This is a genomic window from Massilia sp. YIM B02763 (genome assembly GCF_030412015.1).
GTDB lineage: Bacteria > Pseudomonadota > Gammaproteobacteria > Burkholderiales > Burkholderiaceae_D > Telluria.
Window position 1 is genome coordinate 49,710 of record NZ_JASNRD010000017.1, and the last position, 20,982, is coordinate 70,691.

Below are 20,982 nucleotides of genomic sequence, written 5' to 3' on the forward strand. Positions count from 1 at the left end.
CTTTTTTCATGCCTGCGCGCGGCGTGTCAGGCCTTGGCCTGCGACTTGCGCATGGCGGGCGCGCGGCGTGCCATCGTGGCGCCGACGATGCCCAGGCCGGCCAGCAGCATGCCCCAGGTCGCCGGTTCCGGCACCGGGGAGATATTGAAGTCGCCCGCGAACGTGCCGCCGCCGGCGCCCACCACCTGGCCGTCGATGCGCAGCGCATAGGAACCGCTCTGCAGGCCGAACGCTTCCAGCGACCAGGAATCGGTCGGGTTGTCGCCGAAGCCCGTGTTGTTGATGCCGGAAATGGCGCTGCCGATGATCGCGTTGGTGGCCGGATCGTAGCGGTACAGGTTCAGGCCCGTGATCAGGAGGTCCTTGGTCAGCGGCGTGTTCAGGTAGGACGAGGTGACGGAACCGGCCGCGTCGAACGGCGTGGCGACGTTGAAGGTGAAGATGTCGGTAAAGGTGCTGCCCGCTTGCGCGGCGGTGAAGGTGTCGCCGAAAAAGGCATTGAAGCCGCCGGCGCCATCGCTGACGGTTGCCAGCGGGCCGGTCGGTTGGATTTGCTGCGCGGACGCGGCTTGCGTCACGAAGGCTGCGCCTGCCAGCATGGCGCTCAGGACGAGAGTTTTCAGTTTCATGATAGTTCCGTAGATAAGGGATCGGGACTCGCTGTCGGGAACCGGTGTCTGAACTCTTTTACCGATTCTTAATGAAAGCTTAAGTTCCGCACATCTAGTCAACTGTTAGATTGCGCACAAATCTCATCCAATTCCTCAGCAACAAGAATTTTCTTGCTAAAACTTTTCCAATTAAAAACAGTTCATTTTGGAAAAATGCCGCTTGAGGAAAATCAAATGCTGCCGGGCCCGCCTCTTCACAATGGCATATGCGGTCCGTGCCAGGGCCGTCCAGCCGAGGAGCCAGCATGAAAAGCGTCACGTTTTCCGACATCGAACCGGTCCGTCAACGTCCCGCGCGCCCTTCCGTCCGCGCCCAGCGCCTGGCGCCGCTGGCCCTGGTGCTGGCGCTGGGCCTGTCGGGGCTGGCCATCGTGTTCCACCTCGTCGAACCGGCCACGCCGCTCGGCTATATCGTGCTGCCGGTGCTGGCCGGCGGCGTGCTGCCGCTGCTGGAAGAACTGCCGGGGCGGCTGGAAGTGAGCACGCGCTTTCATGCCTGCCACCTGGTCGTCACGCTGGACGAGACGATGGAGAAGCTGGGCTACGTGCCGGCCGAGCGCAGCCCGGGCTCCGTGCGCTACCGCAGCCGCGCGCGCCGCTGGGCCCGCTTGCCGCAACGGGAAGTCGCCGTGACCGTCCTCGACCATGCGCTGGAAGTCACCGGCCCCGTGCCGGTCCTGCGGGCACTGCGCAAGCGCCTGGCCTGCTGAGCGCGGCCCTCAGACTTTCATCGGCAGGATCACCATCTGCAGTCCTTCCAGGTGCAGCCGCCGCTGTATCGCCAGCGCCGCCTGGTTGTGCAGCAGGCTCGTGAACCAGTTGTCGGACACGAAGATGAGCTTGCTGGTGAAGAAGATCGCATTCGCGTACTCGCTGCTGATCTGCTCGCACATCCGCGTCACCTCTTCCACCGCATCCGTCCCGAAGCCGATATACGAGGCCGACGCCATGCCGTGGCTCTGGCAGAAATCCACGAAGTACTCCAGCGTCTCGGCCGCGTCCGCGCGCATGCGCTCCATCGTGCCCTCGCCGCCGTAGGCATGGGCATCCACGGTGCGCGCATTCACGAACAGGAAATTCTTGAAGTGACCAGGGAACATGCGCAGCACCCACAGCAACGCATGCAGGCCCCCACCGCGCGAATTACCGACGATAAAGACGGCGGTCTGGGCATTCGGATCCGGCTCGGCCGCCTCCTTCACCGGTCCGAAAGGTTGGTGAGCGAACACTGCGTCGACGGCGGCGATGGCGCGCCGGGTCTCGCGGTAATGGTTGCGGATATAGATGCACAAAGCCGCGATGGCCGCGATGATGGCGGCGGCCGCCCAGCCGCCGTGCGTGAAGCGCTCGACCAGCAGCACGGCCAGGATCGCCGCGCAGATCACGAAGCCGGCCAGCGACAGCAGGAAGCGCCGCACCCAGCGCACGTTGTCCGACTCTTTCCTGTGGCGCCACCAGTACAGGCACAGGCCGAACAGCGAGATGGCGAAGGTGAGGAAGACCGAGATCGAATACAGCACGACCAGCAGCGTCACCTGCCCGCCGGTCCAGAACAGGATCGCCAGCGCGGCGACGCCCATCACGAGGATGCCGTTCTGCGTGACCAGGCGCGTCGACAGGTAGCGGAACTGGTGCGGCACCCAGGAATCGGCCGCCATGTTCGACAGCACCGACGGCCCGCCCAGGAACCCCGTGTTCGCTGCCACGAACAGCAGCCCGGCCTCGAACGCCAGCACCGTGGCCAGCAGCACGTGGTTCACTACGTCGCCGCCGAGTCCCATGCTGGCGATGATGCGGCGGAAGGTCGAGGCATTCAGCGTTTCGCCGTCGACCGGCTGCACCTCCCACAGCAGGTACAGCAGGATGATGCCGCCGGCCGTGATCGCCAGCGACAGCGCCATGTAGAACATCGTCATCTTGCCCGTGCGGACGCGCGGCTCGGCCAGCAGGTTGACGTTGTTCGACACCGCCTCGAGGCCCGTATAGGTGCCCCCGCCCTGCGAATACGCCAGCATCAGCATGCCCGCCACGCCGGCCCAGCCGATGCTGCCGGCCAGCTCGCGCGTCTCGCCGACGGTCTGCGGCACCAGCTGCGGCAGGTGCGACGCATGCGCGACGATGCCGTACACGATCAGCACCAGGTGGGTGGCGACGAAGCCGAGGAAGATCGGCAGCAGGATCTGGATCGCCTCCTTCAGCCCGCGCAGGTTCATCACGATCAACAGGCCGATGAAGAACGCCTCGGCCCACAATTTATAGGGCTGGAAGCCGAGCGGCAGGAAGGACGCGAGGGCGTCCACGCCGGACGCGATCGAGATCGCGATGGTCAGCACGTAGTCGAGGATCAGCGCGCAGCCGGACACCAGCCCGAGATAGGGCCCGACTAGCCGGCTCGCCACGCGGTAGCCCCCGCCCCCGGTCGGGAACAGTTCGATCACCTGGTTGTAGGCGAGCGCGATGACGAACACCGTCACCGCGGTGGCGATGGCCATGTACAGGCCGAGGTGGGTATGCGTGCCCAGCGCGCGGAAGGTCTCTTCCGGACCGTAGGCAGACGAGGACAAGCCGTCCGCACCGAGCCCGACCCAGGCGAGGAAGGCCACCAGCGCCATCGAATGGCGCGTGTCGCTCTGCATGGGATCAAGGGGCTTGCCGAGGATGATTTCGCGAATTTTCTTATTCTTCATCATGCCTGCCGCTGCGGAGGCGGCCTTGTCGGAGTAGCCCGATCATACGCCCGCCTTCCGCACGGCGCAGAACATCCGTGCGTACACTGGTCAGTTTGGCATGACGTATGCTAAGATGCGCGCCTGCGCTTGCGCCTCTGTGGCGGAATTGGTAGACGCACTTGACTCAAAATCAAGCGCCGAAAGGCGTGCCGGTTCGATTCCGGCCGGAGGCACCATTCGCAAGCCGCTCATCCCCACCCTGCCGTATTCCCATCCTCGCCGCCGTCACGCCCCCTGCACGAACGCGACGCACACCCCCGACGGATCGACGATCGAAAACTCCCGCGTGCCCCAGGGCCGCTCGCCCAGCTCGCCGTTCGGATGCACGCATCGCGCCTGCCGGCAACGTTCGTATAAGGCGTCGATGCCGTCGACCGTGATGCGCAGGCTGGTCCAGTCGGCCAGGTGCTTGTCCTGGCTGGCGAACAGGTGCAGGCGGGCGGCATCGCGCGCGACGATCGCGAATTGCGCCGGGTCGGCGTCGCGGTAGTCCAGCTCGAAGCCGATGCTGTCGCGGTAGAAGGCGATCGCCTTCTCCACGTCGCGTGCGGGGATCAAGGGCGATACGCCGAGGAATCGGGTCGTCATGGCAGCCTTTGCGAAGGAAGGAGCTCGACGATATGCCGGTTTTGCAAAAGAATCAACGACCGGCAACGCCGGCCTGTCCTTCCTCCAGCCGCGCCTGCGCATGCTTGTCCAGGATCGCCCGCCGGCTGCCGTCGCGCTCCATCGACGCCAGCGCCTCGTTCATGCGCGCCACCAGGGCGTCGGGCACGGCGCGGTTGCAGGCGAGGTAGAGGCTGGTGCGGTTGAAGGTGAGGACGGGCACGATCTTGCCGGCATAGCCCAGGCGTTTCACCGTCGCCGCGCCGCGCTGGATACTGGTGGCCCACAGGTCGATGCGGTTCAGCATCAGCTTGCGCGGATTGGCCGGGTCGTCCGTGACCGGGTCGACGTCGAAGCCGCGCACGCGCAGGTACTGGTCGCGGACGTCGCCGTTGTAGGTGCCGATGCGCAGGGCGCGCGCGTCGTCCAGGCTGCGCAGCTGCAGGCCGCGGTCGGCGCGCGCCATCAGCACCCAGTCGATCTGGCTGATCGGGCCGACCCATTTGAACTGCCGTTCGCGTTCGGGGATGCGGCTGGTCGCGTAGACGCAGGCGTCGGGGCGCTCCAGCGCCGTGTTGTAGGCGCGCTTCCACGGTAGCGGATCGAGGGAATAGACGATGCCCGCGCGCGCCATTACCGCGCGGATGGTGTCGGTGGCGACGCCGGCCGGTGGCGCGGCCGCCTGACCGCCATACGTCGGCCGCGCCTCCGTGGTCAGGTAGAGGCGCGACGGCATCTGGGCCTGCACCTGCATGCAGGCCGCGGCCAGGCACGCAGCAAGAATCGTCGATCGCATGTACGGCGTCCTTGTCTTGAGGGCAGCTATCGGTGGGCTTGCCTGGATGCAGCATACCAGCAAGGCCGAGCCGGCGACAATGGCCTGCATCGGGCGGCGCCTCGACATTGATGATGCCGAAAGGCAACACAATCGTATTAGCTGAAAAAGTTTCCTCTTGGCATTACTGATTTTTTCGTTTTATGATGCCCTCATCGATTCGGTTTTATCGACCCGGCCGTTCAACATTTCATGCGCATCCATACGCCGAATCTGAGCGCCGATTTTGCCTGCACTTGACATTTCTCCCCCTGGGAGGGCATAACGGTCTGGAAACTTTTTGATGATATTGGTGGCATGCGCGCGACAATTTCACGTTCCTGAAGCCGAGCGCGCGCTGTGCAACAAGACTTTCCACAGCGAAAGTGACATACTTGCGCGTTCTCGATTCACTGTAGAAATTACTGATTTTTCCGATTTAATATGCCGTCCCTGTTCACTTTGCCGTCCGACCCTTCGCTGCTCAGTTATGGCGTCTATACGCCGGCGCTGGTCGTGCTGTCGGTACTGGTGGCCATCTTCGCTTCCTGGATGGGGTTGCTGGTCGCCGGCCAGGCCGTCGCCAACCGCGGCCAGCGCTGGATCGTGCTCGGCACCGGCAGCCTGGCGCTCGGCACCGGCGTATGGGCCATGCATTTCATCGGCATGCTCGCCTTCGACCTGTGCACCGACGTCGACTACGACCCCGCCATCACGATCCTGTCAGGCGTGCCCAGCATCGCCGCCTCGTTCGTCGCGCTGAACCTGATCGCGCGCGAGCGCCTGGGCGCGTGGACCATGCTGCTCGGCGGGACGCTGGTCGGCGCCGGCATCGGCGCCATGCACTACGCCGGCATGGAAGGCATGCGCATGGACCTGGAATTGCGCTACGACCCGCTGATGTTCGGTCTGTCGATCGTCGTGGCCGTGGTGCTCGCGACGCTGGCGCTGTGGGTGCGCTTCGGGCTGTCGAACCTGCGCCGGCTGGGCCACCACTGGCGATTGCTGCTGGCGGGCATCGTGATGGGCTGCGCGATCGCCGGCATGCACTATACGGGCATGGCTGCGGCGCGCTTCATCGGCCATCCGGCGGCCGCCGATCCGCAGAGCGGCAGCAGCACCTTCCTGGCGCTGGTCATCACGATGATCACGGTGGTCTTCACGATGGTGGTGCTGGGCGCGAACGGCCTGCTGCGCTACCGCCAGCTGTTCCGCGACCTGTCGCGCAGCGAGGCGTGGATGCGCGCCCTGCTCACCACCACGGTGGACGGCGTCATCACCATCAACCGCAACGGCATCATCGTCGAATTCAATGCCTCGGCCGAACGCATCTACGGCTGGAAGCGCGACGAGATCATCGGCCAGAGCATCCGTCTCCTGATGTGCAACGAGGAGCTGTCCGAGCGCGCCGGCCTGCTGCGCGTGCTGGCGACCGGCGAGATCGGGGCGACGGCCGGCGCGGCCGACGTGGCCGGGCGCCACAAGGACGGCAGCATCGTGCCGCTGCGCCGCGCCATCGGCCACGCGCAGCTGGACGGCGAGGAGCTGTTCGTCTGCTTCATCACCGACATCAGCGAACGGCGCGCGATGGAACAGGCGCTGCGCGCCAGCGAACAGCAGTTCCGTTCCCTGATCGGCAATATCCCCGGCATTTCCTACCGCAGCCTGGTCGAGGGCGAACAGCCGATGGTGTTCATCAGCGACGCCGTCGAACGCGTCACCGGCTATCCCTGCGCCGACTTCCTGGGCGCCGCGCCGAAGCGCAACTTCGGCACGCTGATCCACGCGGCCGACCGCGTGCGCGTGTCCGAGACCATCGCCCAGGCGCTGCGCGACGAGCGTCCCTACCTGGTCGAGTACCGCCTGCTGCATGCCGACGGAAGCACCCGCTGGCTGTGGGAAAACGGCACCGGGGTGCGCAACGACGCCGGCCAGCTGGAGTGGCTGGACGGCGTCATCGTCGACATCACCGAGCGCCGCGAGATGGAAGAAGCGCTGCGCGACGCCAAGGAAAAGGCCGAGCAGGCCGCCGCCGCGCGCGCCAGCTTCGTGGCCAACATGAGCCACGAGATCCGCACGCCGATGAATTCGATCCTCGGCTTCACCGACGTGCTGCTGGACGGCGAACTGAATACCGACCAGCGGCGCCACCTGGACACGATCCGCAGCGCCGGCCGCGCCCTGCTGCGCCTGCTCAACGAGATCCTCGACACGGCCAAGCTCGAAAAGGGCGCCGTCGAACTCGAACAGAACGACTACAACCTGCTGTCGCTGATCGACGAGCTGTCCTCGACGCTGGCGGCGAACGCGCGCGCCAAGGGCCTGCACGTGGACATCCAGTACGATCCGGCCCTGCCGACCTGCCTGCGCGGCGACGAGCTGCGCGTGCGCCAGGTGCTGACCAACCTGCTCGACAACGCGATAAAGTTCACCGAGCGCGGCAGCGTCACGCTGCGCGCCGAACTGCAGGGCGAGCAGATGCACGTGACGGTCAGCGACACCGGCATCGGCATCGCGCCGGAACGCCTGGCCGCGATCTTCGAACCGTTCACCCAGGCCGACGCCTCGATGACGCGCCGCTTCGGCGGCACGGGCCTGGGCACCACCATCTGCAAGCAGCTGGTGGAACTGATGGGCGGCAGCATCTGGGCCGAGAGCACGCCGGGCCAGGGCACCACCTTCCACGTGCTGCTGCCGCTGATGCTGGCGCGTTTCGCGCCGCAGCAGCCGCGCGTGCGCACCGCCGCCGCCCTGCCGCCCCTGAACGTGCTGGTGGCCGACGACGTGCCGCAGAACCTGGAACTGCTGCAGCTGCTGATGGCGCGCCGCGGCCACACCATGACGGCCGTCGGCGACGGCGCCGCGGTGGTCGACCTGGCCGCGCGCGAGCACTACGACGTGATCCTGATGGACTTCCAGATGCCGACCATCGACGGCCTGTCGGCCACGCGCCTGATCCGCCAGCAGGAGGAGGCCACGGGGCGCACGCGCGTGCCGATCATCGCCATGACCGCCAGCGTGCTGGACGAGCACCGCCGCGCCAGCGTCGCCGCCGGCATGGACGGCTTCGCCACCAAGCCGGTCGACTGGTTCACGCTGTCGCACGAGATCGCGCGCGTGCTGGGCCTGGGGCCGGGCCAGCTGGCGGCCGAGCTGCCGGCGCAGGAACGCCAGCTGTGGAACCGCCACGCCGGCCTGCGCCGCTGGAGCGGCAGGGAAGATGCCTACCGCGAGGCGCTGGCCCTGTTCGAGGTGCAGCATGCGGGCCTGGCCGCGACGCTGGCGGCGCAGGCCACCGCCGCCGACTACCGCGCGCTGCGCATGCTGGCGCACAAGGTGCGCGGCGTGGCCGCCAACCTCGGCCTGGAACAGCTGGCCGGTTCGCTCGGCGCCGTCGAGGGCCTGGTCGACGGCGACAGCGGCCGCCTGTTCCCCGGCGCCGAGGACACGCTGCGCGACACCCTCGCGGCCCTGGCGCCGCTCCTGTCCGGTACGCTGGCGGCGATCCGCGCGGCCCAGCCGGCGTCCGTCCAGACCGCCCAGGCACCGCTTCAGGCGCCACCCCGGCGTCCCGGCGTCGACCTCGCGCGGGCGCGCGAGGCCGGCGAGACACTGCGCACGGCGCTGCGCCGCGGCGCCCTCGACGACGCCGCGCTGGCCGCGCTGGCCGCCGCGCTGACCGGCCATGCGCTGGCCAGCCGCGTGGCGCAAGTCCATGCCGCCCTTTCCGATTTCGACTTTGAACTGGCCCTGCAGCAGCTCGACGCGGCGCTCGGCGCCATCGACGACATGACCCAGGAGATCCTTTCATGAGCAACGTCCACCAGCCGCTGATCCTCGCGGTCGACGACGAGGCCAGCAACCTGCAGCTGCTGCGCCAGATCCTGCAGGACCACTACCGCCTGCGCTTCGCCAAGGACGGCCAGCGCGCCCTCGAGCTGGCGCGCGAGGAACGCCCCAACCTGATCCTGCTGGACGTCATGATGCCGGGCATGAGCGGCTACGAAGTCTGCGCCGCCCTCAAGGCCGATCCGGACCTGGCTTCGATCCCCGTGATCTTCGTGACCGCGCTGACCGAGACCGACGACGAGCTGGAAGGCTTCGAGGCCGGCGCCGTCGACTACATCACCAAGCCGGTCAGCCCGCCGATCGTGCGTGCGCGCGTGCGCACCCACCTGTCGCTGGTGCGCATGGAAGAGCTGCGCGCGTCGCGCCTGGAGATCGTCCAGCGCCTGGGCCTGGCGGCCGAATACAAGGACAACGAGACCGGCCTGCACGTGATCCGCATGAGCCACTTCTCGCGCATCCTGGGCCTGGCCGCCGGCATGACGGAAGCAGAAGCCGACGACCTGCTGCATGCCGCGCCGATGCACGACGTCGGCAAGATCGGCATCCCCGACTCCATCCTGCAGAAACCGGGTCCGCTCGATCCGGACGAATGGAAGATCATGCAGAGCCACGCCACGATCGGCGCCGAGATCATCGGCGAGCACGAGCGCGGCGTGCTGGCGCTGGCGCGCCAGATCGCCCTCACCCACCACGAGAAATGGGACGGCAGCGGCTACCCCAACGGCCTGGCCGGCGAACGGATCCCGCTGGCCGGGCGCATCTGCGCGATCGCCGACGTGTTCGACGCGCTGACCTCGGTGCGGCCGTACAAGAAAGCGTGGACGGAAGAGGAAGCGGTGGACTTCATGGTGCGCCAGAAGGGCAAGCATTTCGACCCGGCGCTGGTGGACCTGTTCATCACGCAGCTGCCGGCCATTCGCGCGATCCGGCAGCGCTGGGCGGAGGAAGTGGTGCCGGAGCTGGCGGCCGCGTAGCCGGTCCGCATGCACGGTGGGCACGTGGTGCCCACCCTACGATATCGCATGCGTTTGCCGATGTTCCAACGTAGGGTGGACGGCTCTGCCGTCCACGCGTTCGACGCACGTCGATTCAACCGAGACGCGGCGTGGCCGACAACTTGACGGCCGACCGGCGCGCCACCAGTTCCTCGTATAGATCCGCATAGCTCTGCGCCATCTGCGCCGACGTGAACAGGCGCCAGTAGCGCTCTTCCGCCCGGCGTCCCATCGCGGCCGCCATCTCCGGGTTGTCCCACAGCGTCTTCATCGCGGCGCGCAGCGCCTCGTGGTCCGAGGGCGGCACCACCAGGCCCGTCTCGCCGTGCACGTTGATGTAGGTGGTGCCGGTGCCGATCTCGCTCGAGATCATCGGCTTGCCGTACATCGCCCCTTCCAGCAGCGAGATGCCGAAGGCTTCCGAGCGCAGGTGCGAGGGGAAGGCGGCGGCGTAGCTGAGCTTGAGCAGCGCGGCCTTGTCCAGGTCGTCGACGGCGCCGACGAACATCACGTTCTTCAGGCCCAGGCGCTGCGCATGGGCCTTCAGTTCGTCCTCGATCGGGCCGGCGCCCACGATCACGACCGGGTAGCCGGTACCGGCGACGGCGTCCAGCAGGATGTGCAGGCCCTTGTAGTAGCGCAGCACGCCGACGAACAGGAAGAATTTCGGGCCTACGCGCGCGCGCCATGCTTCCAGGCGCGCCTGGTCCGGCTCGGGATAGCTTTCCTTGTCCAGGCCGAAGGTGATCACGCGCGTCTTGTCGCGGTAGCGGTCCAGGACGGCCGACGAGGCCAGGTAGTTCGGCGAGGTCGCGACGATGGTGTCGACGTCGGCCAGGAAGCGGTGCTTCAGCGGCTGGTACAGGCGCAGCAGCGCTTTCTGGCGCACGATGTCGGAGTGGTAGGTGACCACCGTCGGCTTGTCGACGCGCGCCATGAAGTGGGCCAGGTCCATGAACGGCCACGGGAAGTGGTAGTGCACGACGTCCGCCGCGCGCGCCATGCGCGCCAGCATGCCGATCGACTGGATCGACACGGCGTTCGACGCCACCTCGAAGTTCAGCGGCGCCCGGTGCACCTCGTGGCCTTCGAAGGCGAACGGGGCCAGGTCGGCATCGCGCGACAGCGACAGCACCTGGTTCGTCACGCCCAGCCGCCCCGTCCCCACGCACATCTGGCGGATGACCTGTTCCACACCGCCGACGGAATCGGGGAAATAGGTCTTGTAGAAGTGGAGGACGCGCATGGGCTTGGACATCGTGCTTGACTCGGTACGGCGGTTGGGAATCAGAGGAGCGAGCGGTAGACGGCGGCCGTCATGCGGGCCGTGGCGTCCCAGGTCAGCTGGGCGGCGCGGGCGCGCCCGGCCGTGATGCAGCGCGCGCGCAGCAGCGGCTCGCGCGCCAGGGCCAGCATGGCGTCGGCGATCGCGCCGCTGTCGAGCGGGTCGACCTCGAGCGCGGCGCCCTGCGACACCTCCGGCAGCGAGGTCGTGTTCGCCGACACCACCGGCACGCCGGAGGCGAAGGCTTCCACGACGGGGATGCCGAAGCCTTCGTACAGCGAGGCGAACACGAACACACCGGCGCCGGCATAGATGTGGCGCAGCGCGCCGTTGTCGGTGAGCTTGTTCAGCCAGACCACGTTGGCGCCGTCCTGCTTCGCCGCGGCGATACGGCGCAGCACGTCCTCGGAGCGGGCGCCGGCATGGCCGACGATCACGAGCTGGCGCTCGGCGCGCACGGCCGCCGGCAGCGCCAGGTAGGCATCCAGCAGGCGTCCCACGTTCTTGCGCGGCTGCAGCGTGCCGACGAACAGGAAGTAGCCGGGATGCAGGCCGTTGGCGGCCAGCGTGGCGGCCACGTCGCCGGCAGCGGGCGGATCGAACCAGTCGTCGTCGACGCCGCACGGCACCACGGTGATGCGGCGCTCGTCGACGCCGAAGCATTCGACCAGCTCGTCGATCGCATAGTGCGACAGCGCGATCACGCGGTCGGCCTTTTGCGCGGCCTTGCGCTGCAGCCAGTTCTTGAGGCCCCGCAGGCGCGGATTGCACCACTCGGGATGCTTGATCGGCAGCGCATCGTGCAGGCTCGCCACCACCGGGCAATCCATGCGCACGACGCGGTAGTCGGTCACGTGGAACACGTCGACGGGCATGTGCACGCGGTGCGCGCCGGGCGTGACGAGGTCGAGCAGCGAGGCGCGCTCGAAGGATTGCGGCATGGCCTGCCCCATCGTCAGCGGCGCCCCGCCGCGCGGCCAGGAATACGTGGAGATCGCGCAGCCGGCCTGCGGCAGGTGGCGCAGCAAGGCCTGGGTGTAGACGCCGATGCCGTCCAGGTGGCCGCCCGTCAGCGCCGGCTCGATCATGCTCGTGCCGATGCCGACGCGCACCGGCGTGGTCGCATCCTGGGCATTCATGGTCGTGTCGAGAATGGCTGCCATCGCGTCAAGCCTGGTACATCCAGCGCAGCGTCTCGACCAGCGGCGGCGGCGCGATGGGTCCGATCACGCCTGCCAGCTTGGCGTTGCTGCCGGTGAGCGTGAGCACGTCGTTGGCGCGCACGAAGGCCGGGTTGACGTGCACTTCGATGCGGTAGCCGGCGATATCGCTCATCATGTCGATCAGGCTCTCGAGCGAGGTCGAACGGCCCGAGCAGACATTGAAGGCTTCGCCGGCGGGCGCCGCGGCCAGCAGGCGGCGGTAGCAGTTGGCGACCATGCGCACGTCGGAAAAGTCGCGCGCGATGGCCAGGTTGCCCAGCTCGATGTGGCGCGCGCCCTTGCGGAAGTGGGACACGATCTTGGGCAGCAGGAAGTTCTCGCCCTGCCCCACGCCCGTGTAGTTGAACGGACGCGCGATCACGATCGGCAGCTTGTCCATCCACAGGCGCGCCATGTATTCCATGGCCAGCTTGCTGACCGCGTAGTCGTTGGCCGGCGATGGCGGTATGCTTTCGTCGATCACGTCCACGTCGGCATTGCCGTAGATATTGGCCGACGAGGCCAGCAGCACGCAGGACGGCTTGTGCGTGGCCTTCGACAGCGTTTCCAGCAGGTTGCGGGTGCCGGTCACGTTGACGCGGTAGATCTGGTCGGTGTCCGTGTGGGCCACGAAGGCGATGGCGGCCAGGTGGGCCACCACGTCGGGCCGCACTTCCTCGATCACGGCGGCGAGGCCGGCGCGATCGAGCAGGTCGACGGTGAAGATGTTCGGTCCCGGTGCGTGGCCCGGCAGGACGGTGCCGTAGACCTCGTAGCCGGCCGCGGTCAGCTCCTGCGCCATGTAGTGGCCGGTAAAGCCGCGCAGGCCCGTGATGAGGGCCCGCTTGCCTTCGCCTTCGCGCGGGCTTGCCGCGCGGGCGCGGCCTTCCGTGACCGAACGACTCATGTCAGAACGAGAATCCCTGTTCGTTGCGGCGCAGGTCGGCATCGACCATCATCTGGCACAGCTGTTCGAGCGTGGTCTGCGGCTTCCAGCCCAGCTCGCGCTGCGCCTTGGACGCGTCGCCGATCAGCAGGTCGACTTCGGCCGGACGGTAGAACTTCGGCGAGATGCGCACCAGCAGCTTGCCGGTACGGGCGCAATGGCCGGTTTCCTGCTCGCCCTGGCCCTTGAACTCGATGTCCATGCCGGCGCCCTTGAACGCCATGGTGACGAAGTCGCGCACGGTCTCGGTGCGGTTGGTCGCCAGCACATAGGTTTCCGGCTTGTCGGCCTGCAGGATGCGCCACATGCCTTCGACGTATTCCTTGGCGAAGCCCCAGTCGCGCTTGGCGTCCAGGTTGCCCAGTTCCAGCACGTCGAGCTTGTTCAACACGATCTTGGCGACGGAGTCCGTGATCTTGCGGGTGACGAACTCGCGGCCGCGCAGCGGCGACTCGTGGTTGAACAGGATGCCCGAGCTGCCGAAGATGTCGTAGGACTCGCGGTAATTGACGGTCATCCAGTGCGCATACAGCTTGGCGACACCGTACGGGCTGCGCGGGTAGAACGGCGTGCTCTCGATCTGGGGCACGGCCTGTACCTTGCCGAACATTTCCGAGGTCGACGCCTGGTAGAAGCGCGCCTTCGGATGCACGATGCGGATGGCCTCGAGCAGGTTGACGGCGCCGATGCCGGTGATCGACGCGGTCGTGACGGGCTGCTCGAACGACACGCCGACGAAGCTCTGCGCCGCCAGGTTGTACACCTCGTCCGGGCGGGTGGTCTCGACCAGGCGGATGCTCGACGACAGGTCGGTCAGGTCGTACTCGACCAGCGACAGGTTCGGGTGTTTGTCGATGCCCAGTTCGGCGATACGCCAGAAGTTGACCGAACTGGAGCGGCGGAAAGTACCGGTGACGTGATAACCCTTTTCCAGGAGCAGTTGCGCGAGGTAGGCGCCATCCTGGCCGGTAATGCCGGTGATCAGGGCTTTTTTCGTTGCTTGCATGTTCTTGGTGATTCCAGGTGATGGTCTAAGGTAGGCCGCCGCGACGACGCCGGGCGTGTCGGGAGGGAACGGACCAGATAAATTTTCGACAACCTCGCATTGTACCAGAGCGAGCTGCTTAATCGTTGCATGAAAGAAATCATGCAGAATTTGCAATGCCTGCTCGTCTATTATCGCCTGAAACCGCAAAACGACCGCGCGGGATTACGCAATGTTACGACTCCATCAAGCTTCATTACAGGTTCACGACACAATGACGACTTTTATGGCGAAACGCAAAAAGGGGCCCGCAAGGGCCCCTTCCGCCACGCCTGAATGCCTCAGCGTTGCGAGACCGCGTCCACCACGCACAGCGCCGTCATGTTGACGATGCGGCGCACCGTCGCCGACGGGGTCAGGATGTGGACCGGACGCGCGCAGCCCAGCAGCACCGGGCCGATGGCGATGCCGTTGCCGGCCGCCGTCTTGACCAGGTTGTAGGCGATGTTGGCCGACTCGATGTTCGGCATGACGACCAGGTTGGCGTCGCCCTTGAGGGTCGACTGCGGCATGATCTTGTTGCGGATCTTCGAGTCGAGCGCCGCGTCGCCGTGCATCTCGCCGTCGACTTCCAGGCCGGGGGCCTTCTGCTGCACCAGCGCCAGCGTGGCGCGCATCTTGCGGGCCGACTCGCTGTTCGAGGTGCCGAAGTTCGAGTGCGACAGCAGGGCCACGCGCGGGGTGATGCCGAAGCGCTCCAGCTCTTCCGACGCCATGATGGTGATGTCGGCCAGTTCTTCCGCCGTCGGGTTCTCGTTGACGTGGGTGTCGACCATCGCCAGCTGGCGTTCCTGGGTGATGATGAAGTTCATCGCCGCATACACGTTGGCGCCGGCGCGCTTGCCCAGCACCTGGTCGATGTACTCCAGGTGCATCTGGGTGGTGCCGTAGGTGCCGCAGATCATGCCGTCGGCGTCGCCCTTGTGGATCATCATCGCGCCGATCAGGGTGTGGCGGCGGCGCATGGCCAGCTTGGCCAGGTCTTCGGTGATGCCCTTGCGCATGACCATCTGGTAGTAGGTGTGCCAGTAGTCGCGATAGCGCTCGTCGAAGTCCGGGTTGATCACGTCGAAGTGCTGGCCCAGCTTCAGGCGCAGGCCGAACTTTTCGATGCGCTGCTGCAGCACGGCCGGACGGCCCACCAGGATCGGACGGGCCAGGCGCTCGTCGACCACGACCTGCACGGCGCGCAGCACGCGCTCTTCCTCGCCCTCGGCGTAGACGATGCGCTTGAGTTCCGGCGGCGCGTCCTTGGCGACCTGGAACAGCGGCTTCATGAAGCTGCCGCTGCGGTACACGAACTGCTGCAGGCTCTCGGCGTAGGCGGCCAGGTCGGCGATCGGGCGGGTGGCGACGCCGCCGTCCATCGCGGCCTTGGCCACGGCCGGCGCGATGTGGGTCAGGAGGCGCGGGTCGAACGGCATCGGGATCAGGTATTCCGGACCGAACGACAGGTTCGAGATGCCGTAGGCCGAGGCGACGATGTCGGACTGCTCGGCGTGGGCCAGGTCGGCGATCGCGTGCACGACGGCGATTTCCATCTCGCGCGTGATCGTGGTCGCGCCGCAGTCCAGCGCGCCGCGGAACATGTACGGGAAGCACAGCACGTTGTTGACCTGGTTCGGGTAGTCCGAACGGCCCGTCGCGATGATGACGTCGCCGCGCACGGCCTTGGCGTCTTCCGGCAGGATTTCCGGGTTCGGGTTGGCCAGCGCCAGGATCAGCGGGTTGGCGGCCATGGCCGACACCATCTCCGGCTTCAGGACGCCGCCGGCCGACAGGCCCAGGAAGATGTCGGCGCCCGGGATCACCTCGGCCAGCGTGCGGTGCGGCGTGTCCTGCGCGAAGCGTTCCTTGTCAGGGTCCATCAGCTCGGTGCGGCCCTTGTAGACCACGCCGGCCAGGTCGGTGACGAAGATGTTCTCGATCGGGAAGCCGAGGTCGACGATCAGGTCCAGGCAGGCCAGCGCCGCGGCGCCCGCGCCCGACACGACCAGCTTGCAGTTCTTCAGGTCTTTATTGACGACCTTCAGGCCGTTGAGGATGGCGGCGCCGACGATGATCGCGGTGCCGTGCTGGTCGTCGTGGAAGACGGGGATCTTCATGCGCTCGCGCAGCTTGCGCTCGATGTAGAAGCATTCCGGCGCCTTGATGTCTTCCAGGTTGACGCCGCCGAAGGTCGGCTCGAGCGCGGCGATCACGTCGATCAGCTTGTCGGGATCGGTCTCGGCGATCTCGATGTCGAACACGTCGATGCCCGCGAATTTCTTGAACAGGACGCCCTTGCCTTCCATGACGGGCTTGGAGGCCAGCGGGCCGATATTGCCCAGGCCGAGCACGGCGGTGCCGTTCGAGATGACGGCGACCAGGTTGCCGCGCGCCGTGTACTTGAAGGAAGCAGCCGGATCCTTGACGATTTCTTCGCAGGGCGCCGCCACGCCGGGGGAGTAGGCCAGGGCCAGGTCGCGCTGGTTCAGCACCGACTTGGTCGGGGTGACGCTGATCTTGCCGGGGGTGGGATACTGATGGTATTCGAGCGCTGCAGCACGCAGTTGTTGGCGGAGTTCTTCTTTTTTGTCGATTGACGATTCCATGCTTTGCTGCCTTCCTGAACTGACAAGAGGCTTACGATTCTAGCAGAGTGACACGCCCGGCAAACTAGGTATTTTTACCGACGGCAGCATTAATCGCCCCCACGAATGGAAGAGCAAAACGCCATAAACAACGTGAATTGGCCGCGACGCTCCACACGCCCGGCCATCCTCCTGCATATCCCCGCAGGTAAAGAGCCTATATGCTCAACTGCTCATGCAGGCGCTTTCGGGAAGTCGACCGCGGTGTCGTTGATGCGGTTGACCAGGTTCGTGAACGTGATGCTGGAGATCGCATAGATCGTGTCCACCACCTGCGCATCCGTATAGCCGGCGGCCTTGACGGCATCGACCACCGGTTGCGGCACGGTGCCGGTGGTGCCGACCACGGTGCGCACGAAGGTCGACAGCGCATCCAGCTTGGCGTTGCCGGTGGCGGTGCCGCGGCGCGCCGCCAGGATCGCTTCCGGCGACAGGCCGGCCATCTTGCCCATCAGCGTGTGGGCGGCCAGGCAGTAGTCGCAGCCGGCGACTTCGCTGACGGCCAGCTTGACGACTTCGATCTCCTGTTTCGACAGGCTCGTGTTGGCGAGCGCGGCATCGAAGTTCAGCAGGGCCTCGAGGGCGACCGGGCTGTTGCTGCCGATGGTGTCGTAGGCGTTGGGGACTTTGCCCAGTTTCGATTTGATGGCGGCGAACAGTTCGGCGGTACGGCCGGTGGCGTTGGCGCCCTGGGTGGACAAGCGGCTCATGGTCTTTCCTTTCAGTGTTGTTGTCGGTATCAAATGCCGTGTGGCATGGAAAGAAGTCTAGGCCGAATGAGGTGGACAATGAATGCCGGTTTGCTGCGATAATTTGTCCGTTCGTCTCATCCCGTTGCCCCGTCTTTCGAACCACATGGATACTCTCAGCCGCCTGCTTTCCCTGTTCACCGTCACGACCTCGCTCGACACCCGCTGCGAACTGGCCTCGCCCTGGGTCCTCGACGAACCGGCCGTCACCACGCCCGGCACCGCGCCGTTCCACGTGGTCGTCGAGGGCAGCGCGCTCCTCGATACGGCGGCACTGGGAGAGATCGCGCTGCAGGCCGGCGACATCGTCGTCTTCCCCGGCGGCGGCGCGCACCGCCTGCACGCGGGGCCCGCGCAGCAGGCCACGCCGGTCTCGACACAGGCGTCCGACGGCCCGCTGCAGCGCAAGGCCAACGAAGGAGACGGTCCCGCCACCGGCATCCTGTGCGGCAGCTTCGTGTTCGACGAGAGCGCGCGCCGCGCCATGCTCGGCGCCCTGCCCGAGGTCATGATCGTGCACGCCAGCCGCGAGGCCGACTTCCCTGGCCTGCACGCGCTGGTGCGCCTGTTGCAGCAGGAGACCGCCGACACCCGCCCGGGCAGCGGCGTCGTCGTGACCCAGCTGTCCGGCGCCCTGTTCGCCCTGCTGATGCGCGCCTGGCTGGCCCAGAACGCCACCCGGCCCGGCCTGTTCGCCGTGCTGGCCGACCGGCGCCTGGGCAATGCGATGCAGAAGATGCTGGAGTCGCCCGAACTTCCCTGGACCGTGGCCGACCTGGCGGCGGCCTGCTTCATGTCGCGCGCCACCTTCGCGCGCCTGTTCGCCCAGCTGTCCGGCATGACCCCGGCCGACGTGCTGACCCAGCTGCGCATGGCGCGGGCGGCGACCGCATTGGCGCACGGCGAACGGGCCGTGGGCGACGTCGCGCTGGCCGTCGGCTACCAGTCGGAGGCCGCGTTCAACCGCGTGTTCAAGCGCCACTACGGCATGGGCCCGGGCGGGTACCGCCGCGCCCAGCGCGGCCAGGCCCAGCCCGAAGCGGCGTAGGGTAACCGGCTTCGTCGTCCACGCGTTCAACAACGCTTGCATCAACAATGCACGCGATCACTGTTGTAAAAGACGGAATCTATCGGTTTCTTTTAAACAAATAATTTTACTGCTGGGCTAGACTTAGGTATCATTTTTTCTGATTCGATGCGCCATACGGGCGATCGCGACCACGAGGAATCATGATGACCATCCAGCACAGCCCGGCACGCCCATCGGCGCGCGACTTCCCCATCGTGATCGTGGGCGCCGGCATGGCCGCCTATGCGCTGGCGCGCGAACTGCGCAAGCGCGACCGCGACACCCCGCTGCTGCTGGTGACGGCCGATGCCGGCACCGTGTATGCGAAGCCTCTGCTGTCGAACGCGCTGGCGGCGGGCCGCGACGCCGGGCAGCTGGCCAGCGCCGGCGCCGCCGAGATGGCCGCCGTGCTGGACATCACGATCCTGTCCCATACCCGCGTCACCGGCATCGACACCGCCGCGTGCGCCATCGACACCACGCAGGGACGCATCGGCTACGGCCGCCTGGTGCTGGCCCTGGGCGCCGGCGCGCGCCGTCCGCAACTGCAAGGCGATGCGGCGCACGACGTCATCGCCGTCGGCCACCTGGACGACTATGCCCTGCTGCGCCGGCGTCTCGACGCCCTGGGGCGTCCGGCGCACATCGCCATCCTGGGCGCCGGCCTGGCCGGCTGCGAATTCGCCGAGGACTTCGCCGCCGCCGGCCACCGCGTGACGCTGGTCGACCCGGCACGACGGCTGCTGGCGCAGCTGGTGCCGCCGCCGCTGTCGCTCGCGCTGCTGCGCGCCTGGCGCGCGCTGCCGATCGCCGTGCGCCAGGGCCATGCGCAGGCCGTGCAGCGCGCAGGCGACCTGCTGCGCCTGCAACTGGACGACGGCAGCATGCTCGACGCCGACCTGGTACTGGCCGCCATCGGCAGCCGCCCCAACGCGGCGCTGGCGCGCGAGGCGGGCCTCGCCACCGCGCGCGGCATCCTCGTCGACGGCTACGGCCGCGCCAGCGCGCCGGGCGTGTATGCGCTGGGCGACTGCGCGGAATACGAGAGCGGCGCGGGCACGCTGCTGCGCCCCGGCGTGGCCGCCCTGCAGGCGGCGGCGCGCGCGCTCGCGGCGACCTTGTGCGGCACGCTCACGCCGATCGAGGACGAACCCGTGCTGACGCTGAAAAGCCCGCTGTGCCCGATCGCCGTCTGCGCGCCGGCGCCCGGCACCCACGGCGAATGGCAGCTCGCGCACGAAGACCAGCGCAGCATCGCCCGCTTCGTCGACGATGGCGGCGTGCTGCGCGGCTTCGCCCTCACGCGCCCCGCGCCGGCCCTGCGCCGCGCGCTGATGGCCCAGCTCGACCGGGCGGTCGCCGTCGCTTGAGGCCAGCCCGGATTACAATTCCGGGATGCTCTCCGAATTCGACCTCATCAAGCAGTACTTCGTGCGGCGCCCGCCGAACTTGCCGCCAAACTCGCCGCCGGGCCGCGCCGTCCTCGGCATCGGCGACGACTGCGCGCTGCTGGCGCCCGCGCCCGGCCGCCAGCTCGCCGTCTCGTCCGACATGCTGGTCGAGGGCCGCCACTTCTTCGCCGGCGCCGACCCGTTCACGCTCGGCCACAAATGCCTGGCCGTGAACCTGTCCGACCTGGCCGCGATGGGCGCGGCGCCGCTCGGCTTCACGCTGGCGCTGGCACTGCCGGCGGCCGACCCGGACTGGCTCGCCGGTTTCTCGCGCGGCCTGTTCGCGCTGGCCGACGCGCACGGCTGCGAGCTGGTGGGCGGCGACACGACCAAGGGCCCGCTCAACGTCTGCATCACGATCTTCGGCGACGTCGCGCCGGGCCGCGCGCTGCGGCGCGACGCGGCGCGCGCTGGCGACGACGTCTGGATTTCCGGCACGCTGGGCGATGCGCGCCTGGCGCTGGCCCATTATCTCGATGAAGTCCGGCTCGATGCGCCGGCCCTGGCGCTGGCCGCGCCGCGCATGCATGCGCCGACCCCGCGCGTGGCGCTGGGCCGCCTGCTGGCGGACGGGGGCCTGGCGCACGCGGCGCTCGACATCTCGGACGGACTGGCGGGCGACATCGGGCACATCCTGGCGGCGTCCCGCGTCGGCGCCGTGCTCGACGTCGATGCGCTGCCGGCCGGGCCGGTGCTGGCCCGGCAGCCGCAGGCGCTGCGGCGGCGCTTCGCGGCGGCCGGCGGCGACGACTACGAATTGTGCTTCACGGCGCCGGCGGCGCGGCGCGCTGCGATCGTGGCGGCGGGCGCGCAATGCGGCGTGCCGGTGACGCGGGTCGGGGCCATCACGGCGGAGCCGGGCTTGCGCTGGGTCGATGCGGACGGGGCCCCGCTCGACCTCGCGTTGCAGGGTTGGGACCATTTCACGAACGGGTGAC

The 20,982-nt window shown here is 67.5% G+C and carries 17 protein-coding genes and 1 tRNA gene; 8 read left to right on the forward strand and 10 right to left on the reverse strand.

Features of this window, described 5'->3' with window-relative positions:
* Window positions 1-26: 26 nt before the first annotated feature.
* On the reverse strand, window positions 27-629 hold the full coding sequence (locus tag QPK32_RS19605) for an FxDxF family PEP-CTERM protein (RefSeq protein WP_290414482.1): 603 nt from the start codon (window positions 627-629) through the stop codon (window positions 27-29).
* Between the two features lie 287 nt (window positions 630-916).
* On the opposite strand from QPK32_RS19605, the gene QPK32_RS19610 reads away from it, so the two are divergent.
* Entirely contained in the window at window positions 917-1,381 is a 465-nt protein-coding gene (locus tag QPK32_RS19610) for a hypothetical protein (protein ID WP_290414483.1), read from the forward strand.
* A 9-nt stretch (window positions 1,382-1,390) separates the two neighbouring features.
* Here QPK32_RS19610 and QPK32_RS19615 read toward each other — a convergent pair whose 3' ends face one another.
* Complete coding sequence (locus QPK32_RS19615; RefSeq protein WP_290414548.1) at window positions 1,391-3,358, reverse strand: APC family permease; 1,968 nt, start codon at window positions 3,356-3,358, stop codon at window positions 1,391-1,393.
* A 133-nt stretch (window positions 3,359-3,491) separates the two neighbouring features.
* Between QPK32_RS19615 and QPK32_RS19620 the strand changes: the two genes are divergently transcribed.
* Window positions 3,492-3,576 (forward strand) — tRNA-Leu (locus QPK32_RS19620).
* A 49-nt stretch (window positions 3,577-3,625) separates the two neighbouring features.
* On the opposite strand, the gene QPK32_RS19625 is transcribed toward QPK32_RS19620, so the two are convergent.
* Window positions 3,626-3,988, reverse strand: coding sequence for a VOC family protein (locus QPK32_RS19625; RefSeq protein ID WP_290414484.1), 363 nt, complete (start codon window positions 3,986-3,988; stop codon window positions 3,626-3,628).
* Window positions 3,989-4,040: 52 nt separating this feature from the next.
* Entirely contained in the window at window positions 4,041-4,802 is a 762-nt protein-coding gene (locus tag QPK32_RS19630) for an ABC transporter substrate-binding protein (protein ID WP_290414485.1), read from the reverse strand.
* A 462-nt stretch (window positions 4,803-5,264) separates the two neighbouring features.
* Here QPK32_RS19630 and QPK32_RS19635 point away from each other — a divergent pair, with 462 nt between their 5' ends.
* Both QPK32_RS19635 and QPK32_RS19640 read left to right on the forward strand, forming a co-directional pair.
* Window positions 5,265-8,633, forward strand: a complete 3,369-nt coding sequence (locus QPK32_RS19635) for an MHYT domain-containing protein (RefSeq protein WP_290414486.1) — start codon at window positions 5,265-5,267, stop codon at window positions 8,631-8,633.
* Window positions 8,630-9,643 (forward strand): two-component system response regulator, encoded by a 1,014-nt coding sequence (locus tag QPK32_RS19640; protein ID WP_290414487.1) that lies wholly within the window; start codon window positions 8,630-8,632, stop codon window positions 9,641-9,643. Before QPK32_RS19635 ends, QPK32_RS19640 begins: the two co-directional genes overlap by 4 nt.
* Window positions 9,644-9,758: 115 nt before the next feature.
* Here the strand turns inward: QPK32_RS19640 and QPK32_RS19645 are convergent, their stop codons facing one another.
* Genes QPK32_RS19645 through gmd form a run of 4 tightly spaced genes read right to left on the reverse strand, consistent with a single transcriptional unit; the run spans window position 9,759 to window position 14,103 of the window.
* Window positions 9,759-10,910 carry a glycosyltransferase family 4 protein gene (locus tag QPK32_RS19645; RefSeq protein ID WP_290414488.1) on the reverse strand — a complete coding sequence of 384 codons (1,152 nt, stop codon included), beginning with the start codon at window positions 10,908-10,910 and terminating at the stop codon, window positions 9,759-9,761.
* Window positions 10,911-10,951: 41 nt separating this feature from the next.
* Window positions 10,952-12,112: a glycosyltransferase family 1 protein gene (locus QPK32_RS19650; protein ID WP_290414489.1), complete on the reverse strand. Its 1,161-nt coding sequence runs from the start codon at window positions 12,110-12,112 to the stop codon at window positions 10,952-10,954.
* Between the two features lie 4 nt (window positions 12,113-12,116).
* Window positions 12,117-13,058 carry a GDP-mannose 4,6-dehydratase gene (locus QPK32_RS19655; RefSeq protein ID WP_290414490.1) on the reverse strand — a complete coding sequence of 314 codons (942 nt, stop codon included), beginning with the start codon at window positions 13,056-13,058 and terminating at the stop codon, window positions 12,117-12,119.
* A gap of 1 nt (window position 13,059) precedes the next feature.
* Complete coding sequence (gene gmd, locus QPK32_RS19660; RefSeq protein ID WP_290414491.1) at window positions 13,060-14,103, reverse strand: GDP-mannose 4,6-dehydratase; 1,044 nt, start codon at window positions 14,101-14,103, stop codon at window positions 13,060-13,062.
* 129 nt (window positions 14,104-14,232) lie between these two features.
* On the opposite strand from gmd, the gene QPK32_RS19665 reads away from it, so the two are divergent.
* A complete protein-coding gene (locus QPK32_RS19665; RefSeq protein WP_290414492.1) occupies window positions 14,233-14,418 on the forward strand; it encodes a hypothetical protein in 186 nt (61 codons plus the stop codon).
* Window positions 14,419-14,423: 5 nt separating this feature from the next.
* Here QPK32_RS19665 and QPK32_RS19670 read toward each other — a convergent pair whose 3' ends face one another.
* On the reverse strand, window positions 14,424-16,736 hold the full coding sequence (locus tag QPK32_RS19670) for an NADP-dependent malic enzyme (protein ID WP_290414493.1): 2,313 nt from the start codon (window positions 16,734-16,736) through the stop codon (window positions 14,424-14,426).
* Between the two features lie 212 nt (window positions 16,737-16,948).
* Window positions 16,949-17,485, reverse strand: a complete 537-nt coding sequence (locus QPK32_RS19675) for a carboxymuconolactone decarboxylase family protein (RefSeq protein WP_290414494.1) — start codon at window positions 17,483-17,485, stop codon at window positions 16,949-16,951.
* A 145-nt stretch (window positions 17,486-17,630) separates the two neighbouring features.
* On the opposite strand from QPK32_RS19675, the gene QPK32_RS19680 reads away from it, so the two are divergent.
* The 3 genes from QPK32_RS19680 (at window position 17,631) to thiL (ending at window position 20,981) form a co-directional block, all read left to right on the forward strand.
* Complete coding sequence (locus QPK32_RS19680) at window positions 17,631-18,572, forward strand: AraC family transcriptional regulator (protein WP_290414495.1); 942 nt, start codon at window positions 17,631-17,633, stop codon at window positions 18,570-18,572.
* A 182-nt stretch (window positions 18,573-18,754) separates the two neighbouring features.
* Window positions 18,755-19,963 (forward strand): NAD(P)/FAD-dependent oxidoreductase, encoded by a 1,209-nt coding sequence (locus tag QPK32_RS19685; protein WP_290414496.1) that lies wholly within the window; start codon window positions 18,755-18,757, stop codon window positions 19,961-19,963.
* A 25-nt stretch (window positions 19,964-19,988) separates the two neighbouring features.
* Window positions 19,989-20,981: a thiamine-phosphate kinase gene (thiL, locus tag QPK32_RS19690; protein ID WP_290414497.1), complete on the forward strand. Its 993-nt coding sequence runs from the start codon at window positions 19,989-19,991 to the stop codon at window positions 20,979-20,981.
* Window position 20,982 lies beyond the last annotated feature (1 nt).

Excerpts from the sequence above, each read along its gene's own strand:
- QPK32_RS19645 (WP_290414488.1), bottom strand. The coding sequence starts at position 10,910 with ATGCGCGTCCTCCACTTCTACAAGACCTATTTCCCCGATTCCGTCGGC.
- QPK32_RS19640 (WP_290414487.1), top strand. The coding sequence starts at position 8,630 with ATGAGCAACGTCCACCAGCCGCTGATCCTCGCGGTCGACGACGAGGCC.
- thiL (WP_290414497.1), top strand. The coding sequence starts at position 19,989 with ATGCTCTCCGAATTCGACCTCATCAAGCAGTACTTCGTGCGGCGCCCG.
- QPK32_RS19655 (WP_290414490.1), bottom strand. The coding sequence starts at position 13,058 with ATGAGTCGTTCGGTCACGGAAGGCCGCGCCCGCGCGGCAAGCCCGCGC.
- QPK32_RS19685 (WP_290414496.1), top strand. The coding sequence starts at position 18,755 with ATGATGACCATCCAGCACAGCCCGGCACGCCCATCGGCGCGCGACTTC.
- QPK32_RS19605 (WP_290414482.1), bottom strand. The coding sequence starts at position 629 with ATGAAACTGAAAACTCTCGTCCTGAGCGCCATGCTGGCAGGCGCAGCC.
- gmd (WP_290414491.1), bottom strand. The coding sequence starts at position 14,103 with ATGCAAGCAACGAAAAAAGCCCTGATCACCGGCATTACCGGCCAGGAT.
- QPK32_RS19675 (WP_290414494.1), bottom strand. The coding sequence starts at position 17,485 with ATGAGCCGCTTGTCCACCCAGGGCGCCAACGCCACCGGCCGTACCGCC.
- QPK32_RS19635 (WP_290414486.1), top strand. The coding sequence starts at position 5,265 with ATGCCGTCCCTGTTCACTTTGCCGTCCGACCCTTCGCTGCTCAGTTAT.
- QPK32_RS19630 (WP_290414485.1), bottom strand. The coding sequence starts at position 4,802 with ATGCGATCGACGATTCTTGCTGCGTGCCTGGCCGCGGCCTGCATGCAG.
- QPK32_RS19665 (WP_290414492.1), top strand. The coding sequence starts at position 14,233 with ATGAAAGAAATCATGCAGAATTTGCAATGCCTGCTCGTCTATTATCGC.
- QPK32_RS19680 (WP_290414495.1), top strand. The coding sequence starts at position 17,631 with ATGGATACTCTCAGCCGCCTGCTTTCCCTGTTCACCGTCACGACCTCG.
- QPK32_RS19670 (WP_290414493.1), bottom strand. The coding sequence starts at position 16,736 with ATGGAATCGTCAATCGACAAAAAAGAAGAACTCCGCCAACAACTGCGT.
- QPK32_RS19650 (WP_290414489.1), bottom strand. The coding sequence starts at position 12,112 with ATGGCAGCCATTCTCGACACGACCATGAATGCCCAGGATGCGACCACG.
- QPK32_RS19625 (WP_290414484.1), bottom strand. The coding sequence starts at position 3,988 with ATGACGACCCGATTCCTCGGCGTATCGCCCTTGATCCCCGCACGCGAC.
- QPK32_RS19615 (WP_290414548.1), bottom strand. The coding sequence starts at position 3,358 with ATGAAGAATAAGAAAATTCGCGAAATCATCCTCGGCAAGCCCCTTGAT.
- QPK32_RS19610 (WP_290414483.1), top strand. The coding sequence starts at position 917 with ATGAAAAGCGTCACGTTTTCCGACATCGAACCGGTCCGTCAACGTCCC.